This is a genomic window from Aeromonas bivalvium, assembly GCF_046078285.1.
Taxonomy (GTDB): domain Bacteria; phylum Pseudomonadota; class Gammaproteobacteria; order Enterobacterales; family Aeromonadaceae; genus Aeromonas; species Aeromonas bivalvium.
Genome location: NZ_JBGXBV010000003.1, coordinates 102,135 through 120,388, shown reverse-complemented (window position 1 = coordinate 120,388; position 18,254 = coordinate 102,135). Strand labels below are relative to the sequence as shown.

The following is an 18,254-nucleotide window of genomic DNA, read 5'->3' as shown; positions in this document are numbered from 1 at the left end:
CCACCTAGGTGGTAGATTTGATGCCAGATAGAACCCTACACACCTCTGAACCCAGGAGAATACAATGACAATCGTGGCAGAACCCACCCTGGCCCAAGGATTACAACTGGAGCAATACGGTATCCATGATGCCGTGGAAATCCTGCGTAACCCCTCCTATGAGCAACTGTTCGTAGAAGAGACTCGCCCCGACCTCGAAGGTTTCGAGCGCGGGGTGGTGACAGAACTTGGCGCCGTCAATGTCAACACCGGCATCTTTACCGGTCGCTCCCCGAAAGATAAATATATCGTCAAGGATGGCACTACCCAGGATACTGTGTGGTGGTCAGACCAGGGCAAGAACGATAACAAGGCGATCACCCCAGAGGTATGGGCAGATCTGAAGGCGCTGGTCACCCAGCAGCTCTCCGGCAAGCGCCTGTTCGTCATCGACGGCTACTGCGGTGCCAACCCGGACACCCGCCTGGCGGTGCGCGTCATCACCGAGGTGGCCTGGCAGGCACACTTCGTCAAGAACATGTTCATCCGCCCGAGCGAGGAAGAGCTCAAGAGCTTCAAACCGGACTTCGTGGTGATGAACGGTGCCAAGTGCACCAACCCGAACTGGCAGGCCCAGGGTCTCAACTCAGAGAACTTCGTCGCCTTCAACCTGACCGAGAAGATCCAGCTCATCGGCGGCACCTGGTACGGTGGCGAGATGAAGAAGGGCATGTTCTCCATGATGAACTACTTCCTGCCCCTGCGCGGCATCGCTTCCATGCACTGCTCCGCCAACGTGGGTCAGGATGGGGACGTGGCCATCTTCTTCGGCCTGTCCGGCACCGGCAAGACCACCCTCTCCACCGATCCCAAACGCCAGCTCATCGGCGATGACGAGCACGGCTGGGACGACGACGGCGTGTTCAACTTCGAAGGGGGCTGCTACGCCAAGACCATCAAGCTCTCCAGGGAAGCCGAGCCGGACATCTACAACGCCATCCGCCGCGATGCGCTGCTGGAGAACGTGACCGTGGCGGCCGACGGTACCATCGACTTCGATGATGGCTCCAAGACCGAGAACACCCGGGTCTCCTACCCCATCTATCACATCGACAACATCGTCAAGCCGGTCTCCAAGGCGGGTCACGCCACCAAGGTGATCTTCCTGACCGCCGACGCCTTCGGTGTGCTGCCTCCGGTCGCCAAGCTGACCAAGGAGCAGACCAAGTACCACTTCCTGTCCGGCTTCACCGCCAAGCTGGCCGGCACCGAACGCGGCATCACAGAGCCGACCCCGACCTTCTCCTCCTGCTTCGGCGCGGCCTTCCTCAGCCTGCACCCGACCAAGTACGGTGAAGAACTGGTCAAGCGGATGGAAGCGTCCGGCGCCGAGGCCTATCTGGTCAACACCGGCTGGAACGGCACCGGCAAGCGCATCTCCATCAAGGACACTCGCGCCATCATAGACGCCATCCTGGATGGCTCCATCGAGCAGGCCGACACCAAGATGCTGCCCATCTTCAATCTGGAAGTGCCGACCGCACTGCACGATGTGAACCCGGCCATCCTGGATCCTCGTGACACTTACGCCGACAAGGCCGAGTGGGATGCCAAGGCCGTGGATCTGGCAGGGCGCTTCATCAAGAACTTCGAGCGCTTCACCGACAACGACGAAGGCAAGCGCCTGGTCGCCGCGGGTCCTCAGCTGTAACGACCCCAACCATAACCAGACCGGCCAGCTCAGCTGGCCGGTCTTTTTTTCGCCTCGCTCCGGCAATTCCCCCGGCCAGCCTTGCCATGGGCACGCCCGCACGTTAGATTCAGCCACACTTTATACAATATACAATTTTGCAACCTGCCCCAGATACAACCATGAGCCCGACCTACAAGACCCGCACCCAGATGGTGGCGGACAGCCTGAGGACCAGGATCCTGCGGGGCGACCTTCCCGCCGGGGCGCCCCTGCGTCAGGACGCCATCGCCAAGGAGCTGGCGGTGAGCCGCATCCCGGTGCGCGAGGCCTTGATGCAGCTGGAAGCCCAGGGGCTGGTGAAGTTCGAGCCCCATCGCGGCGCCGTGGTCACCCGGCTGGATCCGGACGCCGTGGCCGAGCTCTTTTATTTGCGGGCCCTGCTGGAAGCCGATACCCTGTTCCACGCCGTCGATCTGATGACGGAGGAGACCTTCGTCAACGCCCAGGCCATTCTCGATCAGTTCGATGCCGCGCTCGCATCGGGTACCCAGGTCGAGCATTGGGCCGAGCTCAATCACAGCTTCCATGCCACCCTCTACCAGGCCGCCAATCGCCCCCAGGCGATGGAGCTGATCGCCCAGATCAACCTGAGTTGCGACCGCTACGTGCGCTTCGAGCTGTTGTTTGCCCAGAACGGGGCAGACAAGGCGGAGCGGGAACACGCCGAGCTGCTGGCCCTGTGCCGGGCGAGGCGCAAACACGAGGCCGCCGTCCTGCTCAAGCAGCACATACAGGCAGCCGGTCACTCCGTCGGCCACATGCTGAGCCGCGGCAAACCCGGCTGAACCCTCTCATCGACCAACCATCTGGCAACTACGACATGAACCATTTCGAGATCATTGCAGCCCGCGTCGCCCAGGTCAGGGCCACCCTGGCCCAGCAGGAGCTGGACGCCTTCATCGTGCCCCATGATGACGAACATCTGGGAGAATACATTCCGGCCCATGCCGAGCGCCTCGCCTGGCTGACCGGGTTCAATGGCTCGGCGGGCCTGGCCATCATACTGCCCCAGCAGGCGGCCCTGTTCGTCGATGGCCGCTACACGGTACAGGCCAGATTGCAGAGCCCGGCAGAGACCTTTTCCTTCCTGCACCTGGTCGATGATCCCCACATCGACTGGCTCGCACAGCAGCTGGACTCCGGCGCCCGGGTCGGCTTCGATCCCCGTCTGCACAGCCTGACCTGGTACCAGAACGCCAAGGCCCAGCTCGGCGAGCACGGCATCGAGCTCATCGCCGTCACCGACAACCCCATCGACCTGCACTGGAGCGATCGCCCCGCCCCCGGCAAGCATCCGGTCATCCTCTACAGCGAGGCGCTGGCGGGTCAGTCGAGCCAGACCAAGCGCGAGCTGCTGGCGAGCGATCTGCGCAAACGCGGGCTGGATGCGGTGCTGCTGACCCAGGCCGAACCCATCAACTGGCTGCTCAACCTGAGAGGTCGCGACGTGGAGCGGCTGCCGGTGGTGCTGGGGTATGCCGTACTCTATGCCAACGCCAGCATGGATTTCATCGTCGATACCGACAAGCTGGACTGCATCGCCTTCAGCCAGCACGCGGGGCAGGATGTCTCCGTCTACCCCATCGACAAGCTGGGCGCCCTGCTCAGACGCATAGGGAGCGATCAGCAACGGGTGCTGGCCGACCCGAACAGCGCCAATGCCTGGACCCAGCTCACCATGGAAGAGGCGGGCGCCATCCTGGTGGCGGGCCAGGATCCCACCATGCTGCCCAAGGCGTGCAAGAACGACGTGGAGCTGGCCGGCATGCGCGCCGCTCACCTGCGTGATGGCGTCGCCGTCACCCGCTTCCTCGCCTGGCTGGATCGGCTGATCGCCGCCGGCGAATTCGACGGGGTGGACGAGGGCACCCTGGCCGACCAGCTGGAGGCTTTCCGCCGCGAGCAGGAACACTATGTCGAGCCGAGCTTCGACACCATCTCCGCGCTCGGCCCCAATGCCGCCATGTGCCACTATCGCCACACCAACGGGGTGCCGCGCCCCTTCGGCCAGGATGCCATCTATCTGGTGGACTCCGGCGGCCAGTATCTGGATGGCACCACCGACATCACCCGCACCGTCAAGGTGGGCGAGGTGAGCGCCGAGCACAAGGCCATGTTCACCCGGGTGCTGCAGGGCCACATCGCCCTGGATCAGGCCCGCTTCCCCCGTGGCACCTCGGGCATCCAGCTCGACGTGCTGGCCCGCATGCCCCTGTGGCAGGCCGGTTACAACTATGACCACGGCACAGGCCACGGGGTCGGCCACTTCCTGAGTGTGCACGAGGGTCCCCAGCGCATCTCTCCCAAAGGCAGCCTGGTGCCCCTGATGCCGGGCATGGTGCTCTCCAACGAGCCGGGCTACTACCGGGAGGATGGGTTCGGCATTCGCTGCGAGAACCTGGAGATAGTGGTGGAACTGCCCGGCCAGGGGGAACTGGCCATGCTGGGCTTCGAGCGGCTGACCTATGTGCCGTTCGATACGCGTCTCATCGATCGCGACCTGCTGAGCCCGGCCGAGTTTCGCTGGATCAACGAGTACCATGCCGAGGTCCATCGTCGACTGAGCCCGCTGCTGGAGGGCGAGGATCTCGCCTGGCTGGAGCAGGCCACCCGCCTTCTCTGAGGCAATGCCACTACCACAGGGCCTTCGGGCCCTGTTTTGTTGCGAGACGATCGGGAGCGCCCGCTCCCTTGAATCCCCTCCGGGCAGGGGCTACCCTTGCCGGCCGAGTGCCGCCCATCGGCGGCCCATTCACCGAGGAGATCCCGTGACCCCCATCCTTAGAGTCGCCAGCCCGGCCGACATGCACGCCATCTGGCAGATAGAGCGCCAGGTCTTCGGTGACGCCGTCTACCCCGACTTCTTCTTTCGCCAGGCCATGGATCTGTGGCCGGACTTGCTGCTGGTGGCCGAGCGCGATGGCCAGCTGCTCGGCTATGGCCTGGGCGGCGTGGGACAAGAGGGAACCCAGGGCTGGCTGCTCTCCCTGGCCGTGCTGCCCCAGGCCCGCGGTCTCGGTCTGGCCGCGACCATCATCACTCGCCTGGAACAGGCCCTGCTGGCACAAGGGTGCCGCCGGGTACGCCTGACGGTGGATCCGGCCAACCCGGCCCGGCGCCTCTACCAGCGGCTCGGTTACCGCGAGCTGGCCCGGGATCCCGCCTATTTCGGCCCGGGGGAAGCGCGATGCCTGCTCGAACATACGCTCGCCCCCCAGGCGGAGGAAGCGCGCGACAGACCATGACGGGGCCCAGGCGCCGCGGATGGCGAATATCCCCACCGCCCCCTGATGGACTCCCTGCCATGGCACATACTTGGTTACACTTTTGGGGTGCCATCCTGGCGAAGAGGGGGGTAGAGTGGCCCCGAACGCCCAATTTGTAGTCAAGTTCAGGAGAACCATCATGTTGCAACGACTGACCCTCATCCTCCTGCTGGCCACCGCCATCACAGGTTGCGCCAACAGCGACGTCTATTCCGGCGACGTCTACACCAAAGACAGGGCCAAGCAGGTGCAGACCGTCAACTACGGCACCATCCTCTCCACCCGTCCGGTCAAGATCCAGGCGGAGGAGAACTCCATCCTCGGCACCATAGGGGGCGGCGTGGTCGGTGGCCTGCTCGGCAGCACCATTGGCGGCGGCACGGGCCGCAGCCTGGCCGCCGCAGGGGGGGCCATCGCCGGGGCCGCCGCCGGCAAGGCCGCCGGTGACAAGCTCAATCAGGTCGATGGCGTCGAGCTGGAGATCAAGCAGGACAATGGCAGCACCATAGTGGTGGTGCAAAAGGCCAGCCCCACCTTCGTGCCCGGCGCCAGGGTTCGCCTGACCCAGGGCAATGGCAGCATCAACGTCGCCGTGGTGCCCTGATAACAGCACCCCACGAAAAAGCCCTCGCACTGCGAGGGCTTTTTGTTGACCACAGCCGCGCTAGGCCCCCAGGGCGCCCCTCGCCAGTTGCAGTGCCAACCCGAGCATGATGAGGCCGACCAGGGCGTCGATCACCCGCTGCACCCGGCCCCGGGCCAACCAGGGGGAGAGGGCCGCCGCCCCCAGCGCCAGACCGTAGAACCAGACCAGGGAGGCCAGCATGGCCCCCGCCGCAAAGGCGGGGCGCAGGGGTTCGGCAAACTGGCTGCCGAGGGAGCCCAGCAGCATCAGGGTATCCAGATAGACATGAGGGTTGAGCAGGGTCACCCCGAGCGTCATGGCCAGCACGCTCTTGACTCCCATTCGCTGGGGAGAGTCCGCCAGGGCAGCCCCCTGACCACGCCAGGCACTGCCCAGGGAGCGCGCTCCGAACCAGCCGAGAAACAGCACGCCGCCCCAGGTCAGCAGCGCCAGCCCCAGCGGGCTCGCCGCCAGCAGGCTGGCCCCCCCGAACACCCCTATCCCGATCAGGATGAGATCGCAGAAACAGCAGAGGGTCGCCGTCAGCAGGTGGTGGTTGCGGTGGATGCCCCGGCTCAGCACGAAGGCATTTTGGGCTCCGATTGGAATTATCATGGCAAGGCCCAACAGAAAGCCTTGTAAACTGGTCGCCATCATGGTGCGAGTCCCTCACAGAAGATGGCGGCAGTATGGAGAAAACGAGAAATTAAGAGAAATTCATTAATTTTCTTGTTGATTCTAAAATTTAATAACTTCGCTGGGCAAGGGTGGCAGAGTGCCTTCTGGCGCAGTCAATGACGGCAGGAGAACGCCTCCTGCCACTGCCCCGACGGGCCTGGAGATCGACCTATGGGAAGGGAATCATTGCAGCTGGCGCGGGAAATTGGTGACCACCACCTCCTCCAGGTTGGGCAGCAGTATGCCGCTGCTCACCCCTTTGGCGATGGCCTGGTAACGGTTGATGGAGTCTGTCTTGCGGGTCACCTGGTTGAGGTGGTAGTTCACGGTGCGTTCCGTGATCCCGAGGATGCTGGCGATCTCGCTCGAGGTCTTGCCCTCGCTGGCCCAGGAGAGACACTCGGTCTCCCGCATCGTCAGCACCTCCTGCCCCCCCTCCCGCGCGCCAATCCGCACGGTGCGCAGGGCGGCATCGAAGATATAGGTCGACATCCAGGAGAGCACGGGGGAAGACTCCAGCAGCAGGTCGCTGGAGGCCCGCTCCCGGGTGATGAAGGAGAGGATGCCGCTCTCGCCGGTCGGCCCGTGCAGGGGGAAGGAGACGCCGTTGCGCAGGCCGAATTCCGCCGCCAGCCCCATCACGTCCAGGCTGCCCGCTTGCAGGAAGCGCGCCTTCTCGTCGAGCCGGTTCCAGTAGATGGGCAGGGTCTGCTGGCGGGCGAGTTGTATGATGGGGTCCCGGGCCAGCATGTGCTGCGCCGTGTAGGCCTGCACCCAGGAGTCGGGGCACTGGTTGAACAGCACCACCTTGGGGTGCTGCATCGACCTTGGCAGGATCAGGGCGAAGCGAAAGTAGTCATATCCCATGGCGACGGCGAAGCGCCCGATCAGCCTGGACAATTGGTCCCCGTCCGTGGCCGTGGTAAACAGTTCGAGGTATTCGAGCAACTGAGTCTGTTTCATCTTGATCCCCTTCCCGAGGCCGAAATTATAGCGCCCTTCCTGACTCTGGAGTGATCCGTATGCGCATTTTCAAGGGAAAACTGAGGAAACATTGGGATAAAAACATAGAAAATTCGCTTTACTCATTCAGAAACCGGATTTTCTTTGAAAGATTACGGTGGGATGTGGAATCAAGCCAGGGGCTGGAGCGGGACCATTTCGATGGCCCCGACACCCACTGGATCCTGGTCGAGGATGATGCCGGCCTGTGTGGTTGCATCCGCCTGCTCAGCTGCGCCGCCGATTACATGCTGCCCACCTGCTTCCCCGCCGCCCTCGCCGGCGAGTCGCCGCCCCGTCGCCAGGATGTCTGGGAGCTGACCCGGCTCGCCATCGACGCCGCGCGCGCTCCCCGACTCGACAACGGGGTGAGCGAGCTCACCTGCGTCATCTTTCGCGAGGTTCACGCCTTCGCCCGCGAACACCATATCCGCGAGATGGTCGCCGTGGTCAGCCTGCCGGTGGAGCGCATCTTTCGCCGCCTCGGCCTGCCCATCGAGCGGCTCGGCCATCGTCAGGCGGTGGATCTGGGGGCCGTGCGCGGGGTCGGGATCCGCTTCGTGCTGGACGAGCGTTTCGCCGCCGCCGTGCAGCGCCCCCTGACCGGCGAATACCGGGCTGCGACCATAAAAAATCCCGGGAAGATCCCGGGATAAAACACTCATGCCATGTCCGATCCCACCCCACGCAGGAACGAACTCAAAAGAGTATCACCACTAAACGAGTGGCTGGCTACTGCCACTTCTGACAGGCGCGGCCCCCCGGACGCCCCTGGTCGAGCCGCCCTTGTGCCGGATCGGCACCAGCAGTAGAGTCGCTGCTTGAGTTGCATTGTTCATAAGGAAATATGATGAAGGCCCTGGACTACAAGCTGCTGCTGGCCCTGGATGCCGTGATGCAGGAGCAGAACTTCGAGCGCGCCGCCCAGCGCCTGCACCTCACCCAGTCCGCCATCTCCCAGCGCATCAAGCAGCTGGAGCAGCAGTTTGCCGAGCCGCTGCTCATCCGGGGCCAGCCATTGCAGGCGACCCCCCTCGGCCAGAAGCTGCTGGCCCACTACCGTCAGGTGCGCCAGCTGGAACTGGAGCTGGCGGGCGAGCTCTCCCCCAGCGAACCCCAGGCGCCGATCCGCATCAGCATAGCCGTCAACGCCGACAGCCTGGCCACCTGGTTCCTGCCCGCCCTGGCGCCCCTGCTGGAGCGCCATCCCATAGAGCTCAATCTGCTGGTGGATGACGAGAGCCGCACCCTGGACAAGGTACGCGAGGGCCAGGCATTCGGCGCCGTCAGCCTGCACCCCCAGGCCCTGCCCGGCTGCCGCGTCGATGAGCTGGGCACCATGTGCTATGTGCTGGCCGCCAGCCCCGCCTTCATCGCCCGCCACTTCCCCCATGGCCTGACGCCCCAGGCCATGGCCAAGGCGCCCGGGGTGGCATTCGATCCCCGTGATGACATGCACATCCGCTTCCTGCACCGCGAGTTCGGCCTCGAGCCAGGCGGCTACCCCTGCCACACGGTGCACTCCTCCGAGGCCTTCGTCGCCATGGCGGAGCAGGGACTCGCCTACTGCCTGATCCCGGAATTGCAGATCAGACCCCAGCTCGAGGACGGGCGCCTGCGGGATCTCTGCCCGGACAGACACCTGATAGAGACCCTCTACTGGCATCGCTGGCTGCTGGAGCGGGGACTGCACAAACAGATATCCCAACGCCTGATCGAGCAGGGTCGCCGGGCACTGCAACCCCGCTGAGCGGGCCATTCACCTTGGCTTTGGAGGGGTAAAAACGTATAGTGCTGGGCGATTCTTCATCAGGTCTCCACTCAGGTTCCTCACTTATGTTCCAAGACAATCCCTTGCTGGCCCAGCTCAAACAGCAGATCCGCGAAAACATCCCCAAGAAAGAGGGGGTGATCCGCGCCTCCGATCGGGGCTTCGGCTTCCTGGAGGTGGATGAGAAGACCAGCTACTTCGTGCCCCCCCCCTACATGAAGAAGGTGATGCACGGTGACCGGGTGAGTGCCCTGATCCGTACCGAGAAAGAGAAGGAAGTGGCCGAGCCGGACGCCCTGCTGGAGCAGGCGGTGACCCGCTTCGTAGGCCGCGTCAAGATGTTCCGCGACCGCCTCAACGTGGTGCCGGATCACCCCCTGATCAAGGACGCCATCAAGGCCCGCGCCAAGAAGGGTCTGGACGAGAAATCCTTCAAGGAAGGGGACTGGGTGGTCGCCACCCTCAAACGTCACGCCCTGGCTGACGGCAACTTCTCCGCCGAGATCATCGAGCTCATCGCCGACAAGGACGATCACAACGTGCCCTGGTGGGTGGTGCTGGCGCGCCACAACCTGGCCCAGATTGAACCGGCGGACCTGGCGGAGTGGAAGGTAATTGAAGAGGAGGAGCTGCCCCGCACCGACCTGACCAGCACCCCCTTCTTCACCATTGACGGCGCCAAGACCAAGGACATGGATGACGCCCTGGCCATCCGCAAGCTGGACAACGGCTGGGAGCTGCTGGTGGCCATCGCCGACCCGACCGCCTATGTGGCCGAGGGCAGCGAGCTGGACCAGGAAGCCGCCAAACGCGCCTTCACCGTCTACATGCCGGGGCGCAACGTGCCCATGATACCGCGCACCCTCTCCGACGAGCTCTGCTCCCTGAAAGAGGGGGAGGAGCGCAACACCCTGTGCGCCCGATTGCGGATCAATGAGGATGGCCTGCTGCTGGAGGAGACCGAGTTCTTCGCCGCCCGCATCAATTCCCATGCCCGTCTCAGCTATGACGACGTCTCCGACTGGGCCGAGCACGGCAAGGCGCTGGATATCGACGCCGGCGTGCTGGCCCAGCTGCCCCTGATGAAGGCGATGACGGAGGCGCGCATCGCGTGGCGCACCGAGCACGCCCTGGTATTCCCCGACCGCCCCGACTACGACTTCGAGCTGGGGGAGAACGGCGAGGTGCTAGCGATCCACGTGGAGCCGCGCCGCATCGCCAACCGCATGGTGGAAGAGTCGATGATCGCCGCCAACATCTGCGCCGGCCGCGTGCTGGGCAAGCAGGTAGGCTACGGCATCTTCAACGTCCACACCGGCTTCGATGAAGAGTCTCTGGATGGCGCCATCGATCTGCTGAAGACCGCAGAAGCGCCGTTCGAGAAAGAAGAGATCGCCAGCCTCTCCGGCTTCTGCGCCCTGCGCCGCTGGATCGACAGCCTGGATACCCGCTGGCTGGACGGCAAGATCCGCCGCTTCCAGAGCTATGCTCTGATGTCTGCCGAGCCGGGTGCCCACTACGGCCTGGGGCTGGATGCCTACGCCACCTGGACCTCTCCCATCCGCAAGTACGGCGACATGGTCAACCATCGCCTGCTCAAGGCCGTCATCGCTGGCAAGACCCCGGGTGAGCGTCCGAGCCTGGAGCTGACCGAGCACCTGACGGAGTGCCGTCGCCTGCACCGCAGGGTCGAGCGCGACATCGGCGACTGGCTCTATGTCCGTTTCCTCCAGTCTGCCGCCGGTAGCGATCAGGTGTTCAACGCCGAGATCATCGACGTGATGCGCGCCGGCCTCAAACTACGCCTGCAGGAGAACGGCGCCGTGGTCTTCATGCCCGCCCGCCACATTCTGGACAACAAGGACAGGCTGGAGTGCAACTGGGACAACGGCCGCGTCTACCTGGACAAGACAGAAGTGGTCTATGAGCTTGGCCAGGTCATAGAGGTGAAACTGAGCGAAGCGGTGGAAGAGACCCGCTCCCTCATCGCCAGGCCCGCCGTCGCCCTGGTGCCGGGCCCTGTGCCTGAGGCGCCTGCTGTCGAGAACGCAGAGACCGGGAGCACAGAGGCGGCGGCCGAAACAGCCCCCAAGGCGGACTAAGCCGGCCCCTCCCCTTCCTATGCCAAAAGCCCGCAATCTTGCGGGCTTTTTTGATCGAGGAAAGAGCGAGTCAGTCGAGCCTGCTAGCGGGAGCATGGGTCCGTAGAGCTGGCAGGACTCTGGGGATGACAACCTGAAAGTAGGTTACAAAATCAGTCAATCTTTACTGATTCATTGGCGATTAATCATGAAACCTGACTTTTTCATCGTTGGTGACCCGTGATAACGCCCCTGAAATCATGCCTCATTTGGATACAAATAATAAACATGTGACAGCAATCACATTGACACGGTATTTGCGCAAACCAGAAAGAGTGACATTGATCACGAAAATTTGATGGCGACGGTGAGAAAGCGCGAAATGTAGCCGAAATACAGCGAATGAATGTGATCCGCGTCACTGTGAAGGGAGGGGGGTGGCCCGGGTATTTGAGAGGTGCATCACAAGACACCCCGTTTTCAGCCCAACTTGATGGCGAACTGGTAGATTGAAGTTGCTTAGACGACAGGGATGAGGGTTCGGCAAAACCCGTTATCCCGACTACCACTTTCAATCAAACAGGCTCAAAACGGGGTGCCGTCATGTTATCACCGGATACCAAAGTCAAGATACAGAATTTTGGACGCTTCCTGTCCAATATGGTCATGCCCAACATAGGGGCATTCATCGCCTGGGGCTTCATCACCGCCCTCTTCATTCCCACCGGCTGGCTGCCCAATGAAACCCTGGCCAAGCTGGTCGGCCCCATGATCACCTACCTGCTGCCCCTGTTGATTGGCTATACCGGCGGCAAGCTGATGGGGGGTGAACGGGGCGCCGTGGTCGGTGCCATCACCACCATGGGCGTGATCGTCGGGACCGACATCCCCATGTTCATGGGCGCCATGATGGTAGGTCCCCTGGGGGGCTGGGCCATCAAGCGCTTCGACAAGGCGATGGAAGGCCGGGTCAAGAGCGGCTTCGAGATGCTGGTCAACAACTTCTCCGCCGGCATCATCGGCATGTTGCTGGCCATCCTCGCCTTCTTCGTCATCGGTCCCTTCGTCAAGGTACTCTCCGGCGTGCTGGCGGCCGGAGTCGGCTTCCTGGTGGACAACCACATGCTGCCGCTGACCTCCATCTTCGTCGAACCGGCCAAGATCCTCTTCCTCAACAACGCCATCAACCACGGCATCTTCTCGCCGCTCGGGATCCAGCAGGCGACCGAGCATGGCAAGTCCATCTTCTTCCTGATCGAAGCGAACCCGGGTCCGGGCCTGGGTGTGCTGCTGGCCTACATGGTGTTCGGCCGCGGCGCCGCCAAGCAGTCCGCCGCCGGAGCCTCCATCATCCACTTCTTCGGTGGCATCCACGAGATCTACTTCCCCTACGTGCTGATGAATCCGCGCCTCATCCTGGCGGTGATCGCCGGCGGCATGACAGGGGTCTTCACCCTGACCCTGTTCAACGCAGGTCTGGTCTCCCCCGCCTCGCCGGGTTCCATCTTCGCCGTGCTGCTGATGACGCCCAAAGCCTCCCTGATCGGGGTGCTGCTCTCCATCGTCGCCTCCGCCACCGTCTCCTTCCTGGTCGCCGCCGTGTTCGTCCGTGCCCAGCAACCGGAAGCCGACGAGGCCGATGCCCTGGGTGAAGCCACTCGCAAGATGAAGGCCATGAAGGGTGCCAAACCCGAGACCTCGGCCGCCAAGAAACCGGGCGCCGAGCTCAAGACGGTACGCAACATAGTGGTTGCCTGCGACGCCGGCATGGGCTCCAGCGCCATGGGTGCCGGCATGCTGCGCAAGCGGGTAGAGGCCGCAGGGCTCGACATCCGCGTCACCAACCGCGCCATCGACCAGCTCGACGACCAGGTGGACTGGGTCATCACCCACCAGGATCTGACCGAACGGGCTCGTCGCCACGCGCCGCACGCCCACCATATCTCCCTCACCAACTTCCTCGACAACGGCCTCTATCAGGCACTGGTGCAGGAACTGAGCCAGACCCGGGCCGCCAACGACGACGTGGCCCACCCCCAGCTGCTGGTCGCCGCCAACGATGACAGCTACGAGCAGCAGGAACCGGAAGTGTTCACCCTGAGCCATCATGACATTCAGCTCGGCCTCAAGGCCGACAGCAAGGAGGCCGCCATCCGTACCGCGGGCCGGCTGCTGGCGGAACGTGGCTACGTGGAGCCCGATTACGTCAACGCCATGCTGGAGCGGGAGCAGCTGGTTTCCACCTACCTCGGCGAGTCCATCGCCGTGCCCCACGGCACCATAGCCGCCAAGGAGAAGGTGATCCGCACCGGCATCGTCATCTGCCAGTACCCGGCCGGGGTGGCCTTTGGCGAGGCCGCCGACGAAGTGGCGCGCCTGGTGATCGGCATCGCCGCCCGCAACGACGAACACATGCAGGTGATAACCCGCCTGACCAATGCCCTGGATGAACCCGGGATCATCGACCGGCTGGCCAGCACCCTGGATCCCCAGGCGTTCCTGGACCTGCTGGGCGGCGAACAGGCCGCCTGAACACTCGGCTCATCATTGGTTAAAGAGGTTGATATCATGAAAACATTGCATTTTGGCGCCGGCAACATAGGCCGTGGCTTCATCGGTAAACTGCTGGCTGACGCCGAGCATCAGGTCACCTTCGCCGACGTGAACGAGACCCTGATCGACCAGCTCAACCACCGCCAGGAGTACAAGGTCCACGTGGTGGGGGCGGATCAGAAGCTGGACGTGGTGCGCAACGTGGCCGCCGTCAGCTCCGCCGGGCACGAGGTGATCGCCCGTCTCATCACCGCCGATCTGGTGACCACGGCGGTGGGCCCCAACATACTGGACAAGATTGCCAGCACCCTGGCCAAGGGGCTGCAGGCCCGCTTCGATGCCGGCAACCTGGCCCCCCTCAACGTCATCGCCTGCGAGAACATGGTGCGTGGCACCAGCCACCTCAAGGAGGAGGTACTCAAGTACCTGCCGGTCGCGTATCATGCCACCCTCGAATCCTGCGTCGGCTTCGTCGACTCGGCGGTGGATCGCATCGTGCCCCCCGCCGCGGCCAACGACGATCCCCTGGAGGTGACGGTGGAGAGCTTCAGCGAGTGGATCGTCGACCAGACCCAGTTCAAGGGGGAGCTGCCCCGGGTGGCGGGCATGGAGCCCACCGACAACCTGATGGCCTTCGTCGAGCGCAAGCTGTTTACCCTCAACACGGGGCACAGCATCACCGCCTACCTCGGCAAGCTGATGGGCTATCGCACCATCCGCGAGGCGATCGAGGATCCGGTGATCCGCAGCAAGGTACGCCGTGCCATGGAGGAGAGCGGGGCCGTGCTGGTGAAACGCTACGGCTTCGATCCGCGCCTGCACGCCGCCTACATCGAGAAGATCCTGGCCCGTTTCGCCAACCCCTATCTGGTGGACGAGGTGGACAGGGTCGGCCGCCAGCCCCTGCGCAAGCTGGGTCCTCAGGATCGTCTGATCAAACCCCTGCTCGGCACCCTGGAATACGGGCTGCCAAACGAGGGGTTGCAGGAGGGCATCGCCGCCGCCCTGCGCTACCAGGATGACCAGGATCCCCAGGCCCGGGAGCTGCAGGTGGCCATCGAGACCGACGGCGTGGCCGCGACCCTGGCCCGGGTATCGGGACTGGACCCGGCCCACCCTCTGGTCGCCGCCATCGCCGCCCGCTACCAGGCACTCTAACCGGACTCACAGGGAGGGCCTTGCCCTCCCTGCACACGACTAGCTGGACCCTATCGATTTATGACCACACACCAGGAAGATGAAGTACTGGAGCGACTCAACGAGCAGGATGGCCCGCGCGGCTTCTTCCTCGAGGTCGTCACCCTCCTGGAAGAGGCGGTAGACTCCCTGATGCGACGCGCCTTCCGCCAGGAGGAGTACGCCGTCAAATACGCCATCGAACCCCTGCTCAACCAGAGCGGCCCCCTCGGCCAGATAGAGGTGCGCCTCAAGCTCATCTTCGCCCTCGGCCTGGTCTCTCTCGAGCTCTATCAGGACATAGAAGCCTATCTGAAGGCCCGGGATGCCCTGGTGCGCGATCCCAAGGATTATCGCTTCAGCGACAAACCGGTGCGGGACCTGCTCGAGCGGCTGCACGGCATCAACCGGACCGGCCTCCAGGAGCTGGCGCCCCCCGCCACGGAAGAGGATTGGGCCTTCTATCAGATGCAACTCGCCCGCCAGGATCAGATGGTGCGATCCTCCCTGATGCTTGCCGTCGCCCACTGCGTCGGCGAGCTTCACAAGGAGAGCCCCATCTGACCCGATTGCGCCGGATACTGCCGCATCAGACCCTCCACACCTCAGACCCTTGTCTCATTCGAGTTAGAGTGTCAGGCTGACATATATTCATCCTGGCATGCCCTTTCCACTCCCTTGACGAGGTACTCATGACCGCACTCTCTCTGGCGGGGATCGCACTGATCTCTCTGCTGGCCCAATGGCTGGCCTGGGCCTTGCGGGTTCCCGCCATCCTGTTCCTGCTGCTCACCGGCCTGACCCTGGGCCCGGTGACCGGCGTGCTCAATCCGGATCTGCTGCTCGGCGACCTGCTGTTTCCCCTGGTCTCGCTGTCGGTGGCCATCATACTGTTCGAGGGAGCCCTGACCCTGCACCTGACCGAGCTCAAGGGGATCGGCAAGGTGGTGCGCAATCTCTGCTCCATCGGCATGCTGACCAGCTTCGCCGTCATCGCCGCCGCCAGCTACTGGCTGCTGGGGCTGGACTGGCGGGTCGCCATGGTGCTCGGCGCCGTGCTGGTGGTGACTGGGCCGACCGTGGTGGCCCCCATGCTCAACGTGATCCGCCCGACCCGGGAGGTGGACAAGATACTGCGCTGGGAGGGGATCGTCATCGACCCCATCGGCGCCCTGTTCGCGGTACTGGTGTTCGAGGCGGTGCGCCTCGGCAGCCAGGGCAACCTGATCAGCCACACCCTGCTGGCCCTGGCCAAGACGGTGGGGATAGGCACCCTGATCGGGGTGGCGGCCGGCTGGATCACCACCTTGCTCATTCGCAAGGACTGGCTGCCGGTCAGCCTGCACAAGTTCGGGGTGCTGGCCCTGGTGCTGGTCACCTTCAGCCTCTCCAACTGGCTCAGCCACGAGTCCGGCCTGCTGGCGGTCACAGTGTTCGGCATCTGGCTCGCCAACCAGGATGGGCTGGATCTGGAGGAGGTGCTGGCCTTCAAGGAGGACCTTGCCGTCATCCTCATCTCTTCCCTCTTCATCCTGCTGGCGGCCCGCCTGGATCTGGCCCAGCTGTGGCAGCTCGGCCCCATGGTGTTGCTGTTGCTGTGCGTGGTGCAGTTCGTGGCACGCCCGCTCTGCATTCTGGTCTCGACCTGGGGCTCGGATCTGGGCTGGCAGGCCCGCGCCCTGCTCGCCTGGATAGCGCCGCGAGGCATAGTGGCGGCGGCGGTCAGCGCCTCCTTCGCCATCAGCCTGGGGGAAGCCGGGATCCCGGATGCGGGCAAGCTGGTACCCCTGGTGTTCGCCGTCATCATCTCCACCGTGGTGCTGCAGAGTCTCACCTCGGCTCCGTTGGCAGGCTTGCTGCGCATGCGCCAGCCCACCCCCAACACCTGGCTGCTGATCGGCGCCAACTCGGTGGCCCGGGCCGTCGGCAAGGCCCTGGCGGATCAGGGCGTCCCCGTCTATCTGTCGGATCCGGCCTGGGAAAACTGCAAGCTGGCCCGCATGAGCAACCTGCCCTGCTATTTCGGCAATCCGCAATCGGAACATGCCGAGCTGCACCTGCCCCTCACCAGCATCAGTACCGTGCTGGCGCTCTCCCCGAGCCGCCACAACAACGCCCTCGGGGTGCTCCACTTCGCCCACCTGTACGGTGAAGAGAGGGTCTACTCCCTGCGTTCGAGCGATCAGCACGGCAAGGCAAACCGGGAGAGCGCCACCTTCCGCGCCCGCCAGCTGCTGTTTGGCGGGGACGTCAACTTCGCCCGCCTGAGCGGCCTGCTGGCCCGCGGGGGTCAGATCAAGGCGACCCGCCTCTCGGAGGCCTTCGACTGGTCTGCCTACCAGGAGGCCAACCCGGGGGCCATCCCCCTGTTCGTACTGGATGCGAGACAGCAACCCAGGGTCGTCACCGGCCCCATACAGCCGGGGGCCGGGGAGCTGGTCGTGGCACTGCAACCGGCCAGGGAGAGTACAAACCGGGGCGAGACTGGCCCTGGCAAGGACTAGACTTGTCATTGAACCGCTTCATCAGAGGAGGCAAGCATGACAGTCAACGAGCTACGCCAGCTCTATCGCCAGCAGGGCATACACGAGGCCGAAATCATCCATGATGCCGTGCTGCCGGGCTGGACCGTCGAGTTTCGCGGGGAGGGAGGCCGCCTGTTCGAGCTGACCGACAGCTTCGGCCTGCCCCTCAGCTTCGGCACGGTGGAAGAGGCGCGCGAGCACATCCACAAGGTGGCCGACTGCCCGATCCAGGTCGAGCACCTCTACCACTTCTTCGAACGCTGACTCCCCCAGCAAGCAAGACCCCGCCGAGGCGGGGTCTTTTTTTGGCCCATGCTGGTCGCCTTACTCCGGCTGGCTCGGCACCTGGGGGGGCGATTCCAGCCGGCGCACGGGTTTTTGCAGGATCAGATTGGCCGGGTAGGTGACCAGATCGCCGTTGTCGTCGCGCACCCTCAGATAGAAGAGGCCAATCTCGGTGATGACCCCGGTGACGGAGTCATCCTTGTCGAGGATGCGGATCCGGTCGCCGATCCGGTAGGGGAAGGCGAAGAAGATGGTGATGCTGGCGGTGATGTTGGAGAGGATCGACCACTGGGCCACCATGGCGACCCCGAGCACGGCGAAGAAGGAGGAGGCAAGCACCACCAGCCGGGAGAAGTCGAGGCCCCACACCCCCGCCAGGATCAGCAGGGTGGCGCTGCCGAGCAGGAAATGGAACACATGCTCCACATAAAGCACCCGATTCTCGCTGACCTGCTTGTGGCGCCCCAGGGCCAGCAGGCTGCGCCTGATGATCCGCCTGATGATGCCATGGCCCAGCAGCACCAGCAGGGTTAGTCCGAACGATTGCCATAGGGTCATGG

16 protein-coding genes are annotated in these 18,254 nt (G+C 63.8%); 13 read left to right on the top strand and 3 right to left on the bottom strand.

From position 1 onward, the window contains the following. Nucleotides 1-64 precede the first annotated feature (64 nt). The 5 genes from pckA (at nt 65) to ACEUCR_RS09940 (ending at nt 5,602) form a co-directional block, all read left to right on the top strand. A complete protein-coding gene (gene pckA, locus ACEUCR_RS09960) occupies nt 65-1,690 on the top strand; it encodes a phosphoenolpyruvate carboxykinase (ATP) (RefSeq protein ID WP_111873961.1) in 1,626 nt (541 codons plus the stop codon). 161 nt (nt 1,691-1,851) lie between these two features. Continuing rightward, entirely contained in the window at nt 1,852-2,517 is a 666-nt protein-coding gene (locus ACEUCR_RS09955; protein WP_111873960.1) for a GntR family transcriptional regulator, read from the top strand. A 35-nt stretch (nt 2,518-2,552) separates the two neighbouring features. Beyond that, nucleotides 2,553-4,355: an aminopeptidase P family protein gene (locus tag ACEUCR_RS09950; RefSeq protein ID WP_408789835.1), complete on the top strand. Its 1,803-nt coding sequence runs from the start codon at nt 2,553-2,555 to the stop codon at nt 4,353-4,355. 181 nt (nt 4,356-4,536) lie between these two features. Further along, nucleotides 4,537-4,977: a GNAT family N-acetyltransferase gene (locus tag ACEUCR_RS09945; RefSeq protein ID WP_408790112.1), complete on the top strand. Its 441-nt coding sequence runs from the start codon at nt 4,537-4,539 to the stop codon at nt 4,975-4,977. A 160-nt stretch (nt 4,978-5,137) separates the two neighbouring features. Then, nucleotides 5,138-5,602: an outer membrane lipoprotein gene (locus ACEUCR_RS09940; protein ID WP_408789832.1), complete on the top strand. Its 465-nt coding sequence runs from the start codon at nt 5,138-5,140 to the stop codon at nt 5,600-5,602. A gap of 60 nt (nt 5,603-5,662) precedes the next feature. Here the strand turns inward: ACEUCR_RS09940 and lysE are convergent, their stop codons facing one another. Together lysE and ACEUCR_RS09930 are read right to left on the bottom strand one after the other, a co-directional pair. Further along, nucleotides 5,663-6,280: an L-lysine exporter gene (gene lysE / locus ACEUCR_RS09935; RefSeq protein WP_042001077.1), complete on the bottom strand. Its 618-nt coding sequence runs from the start codon at nt 6,278-6,280 to the stop codon at nt 5,663-5,665. Between the two features lie 204 nt (nt 6,281-6,484). Beyond that, on the bottom strand, nt 6,485-7,264 hold the full coding sequence (locus ACEUCR_RS09930; RefSeq protein ID WP_042001080.1) for a LuxR family transcriptional regulator: 780 nt from the start codon (nt 7,262-7,264) through the stop codon (nt 6,485-6,487). A 59-nt stretch (nt 7,265-7,323) separates the two neighbouring features. On the opposite strand from ACEUCR_RS09930, the gene ACEUCR_RS09925 reads away from it, so the two are divergent. The 8 genes from ACEUCR_RS09925 to ACEUCR_RS09890 all read left to right on the top strand — a co-directional run bounded on the left by ACEUCR_RS09925 (nt 7,324) and on the right by ACEUCR_RS09890 (nt 17,673). Next, nucleotides 7,324-7,959 (top strand): acyl-homoserine-lactone synthase, encoded by a 636-nt coding sequence (locus ACEUCR_RS09925; RefSeq protein ID WP_408789829.1) that lies wholly within the window; start codon nt 7,324-7,326, stop codon nt 7,957-7,959. A 194-nt stretch (nt 7,960-8,153) separates the two neighbouring features. After that, entirely contained in the window at nt 8,154-9,053 is a 900-nt protein-coding gene (locus ACEUCR_RS09920) for a LysR family transcriptional regulator ArgP (protein WP_408790109.1), read from the top strand. 86 nt (nt 9,054-9,139) lie between these two features. Beyond that, entirely contained in the window at nt 9,140-11,176 is a 2,037-nt protein-coding gene (locus ACEUCR_RS09915) for an exoribonuclease II (protein WP_408789826.1), read from the top strand. A gap of 582 nt (nt 11,177-11,758) precedes the next feature. Continuing rightward, nucleotides 11,759-13,687 carry a PTS mannitol transporter subunit IICBA gene (locus ACEUCR_RS09910; protein WP_042001091.1) on the top strand — a complete coding sequence of 643 codons (1,929 nt, stop codon included), beginning with the start codon at nt 11,759-11,761 and terminating at the stop codon, nt 13,685-13,687. 36 nt (nt 13,688-13,723) lie between these two features. Then, nucleotides 13,724-14,866 carry a mannitol-1-phosphate 5-dehydrogenase gene (locus ACEUCR_RS09905; RefSeq protein ID WP_408789823.1) on the top strand — a complete coding sequence of 381 codons (1,143 nt, stop codon included), beginning with the start codon at nt 13,724-13,726 and terminating at the stop codon, nt 14,864-14,866. Between the two features lie 60 nt (nt 14,867-14,926). After that, nucleotides 14,927-15,448 (top strand): MltR family transcriptional regulator, encoded by a 522-nt coding sequence (locus tag ACEUCR_RS09900; protein ID WP_408789821.1) that lies wholly within the window; start codon nt 14,927-14,929, stop codon nt 15,446-15,448. A gap of 128 nt (nt 15,449-15,576) precedes the next feature. Further along, nucleotides 15,577-17,388 carry a cation:proton antiporter gene (locus ACEUCR_RS09895; RefSeq protein WP_408789818.1) on the top strand — a complete coding sequence of 604 codons (1,812 nt, stop codon included), beginning with the start codon at nt 15,577-15,579 and terminating at the stop codon, nt 17,386-17,388. A 36-nt stretch (nt 17,389-17,424) separates the two neighbouring features. Further along, nucleotides 17,425-17,673, top strand: coding sequence for a hypothetical protein (locus tag ACEUCR_RS09890; RefSeq protein ID WP_042001102.1), 249 nt, complete (start codon nt 17,425-17,427; stop codon nt 17,671-17,673). A 60-nt stretch (nt 17,674-17,733) separates the two neighbouring features. On the opposite strand, the gene ACEUCR_RS09885 is transcribed toward ACEUCR_RS09890, so the two are convergent. Next, complete coding sequence (locus ACEUCR_RS09885; protein ID WP_042001105.1) at nt 17,734-18,252, bottom strand: mechanosensitive ion channel domain-containing protein; 519 nt, start codon at nt 18,250-18,252, stop codon at nt 17,734-17,736. Between the last annotated feature and the right edge of the window lie 2 nt (nt 18,253-18,254).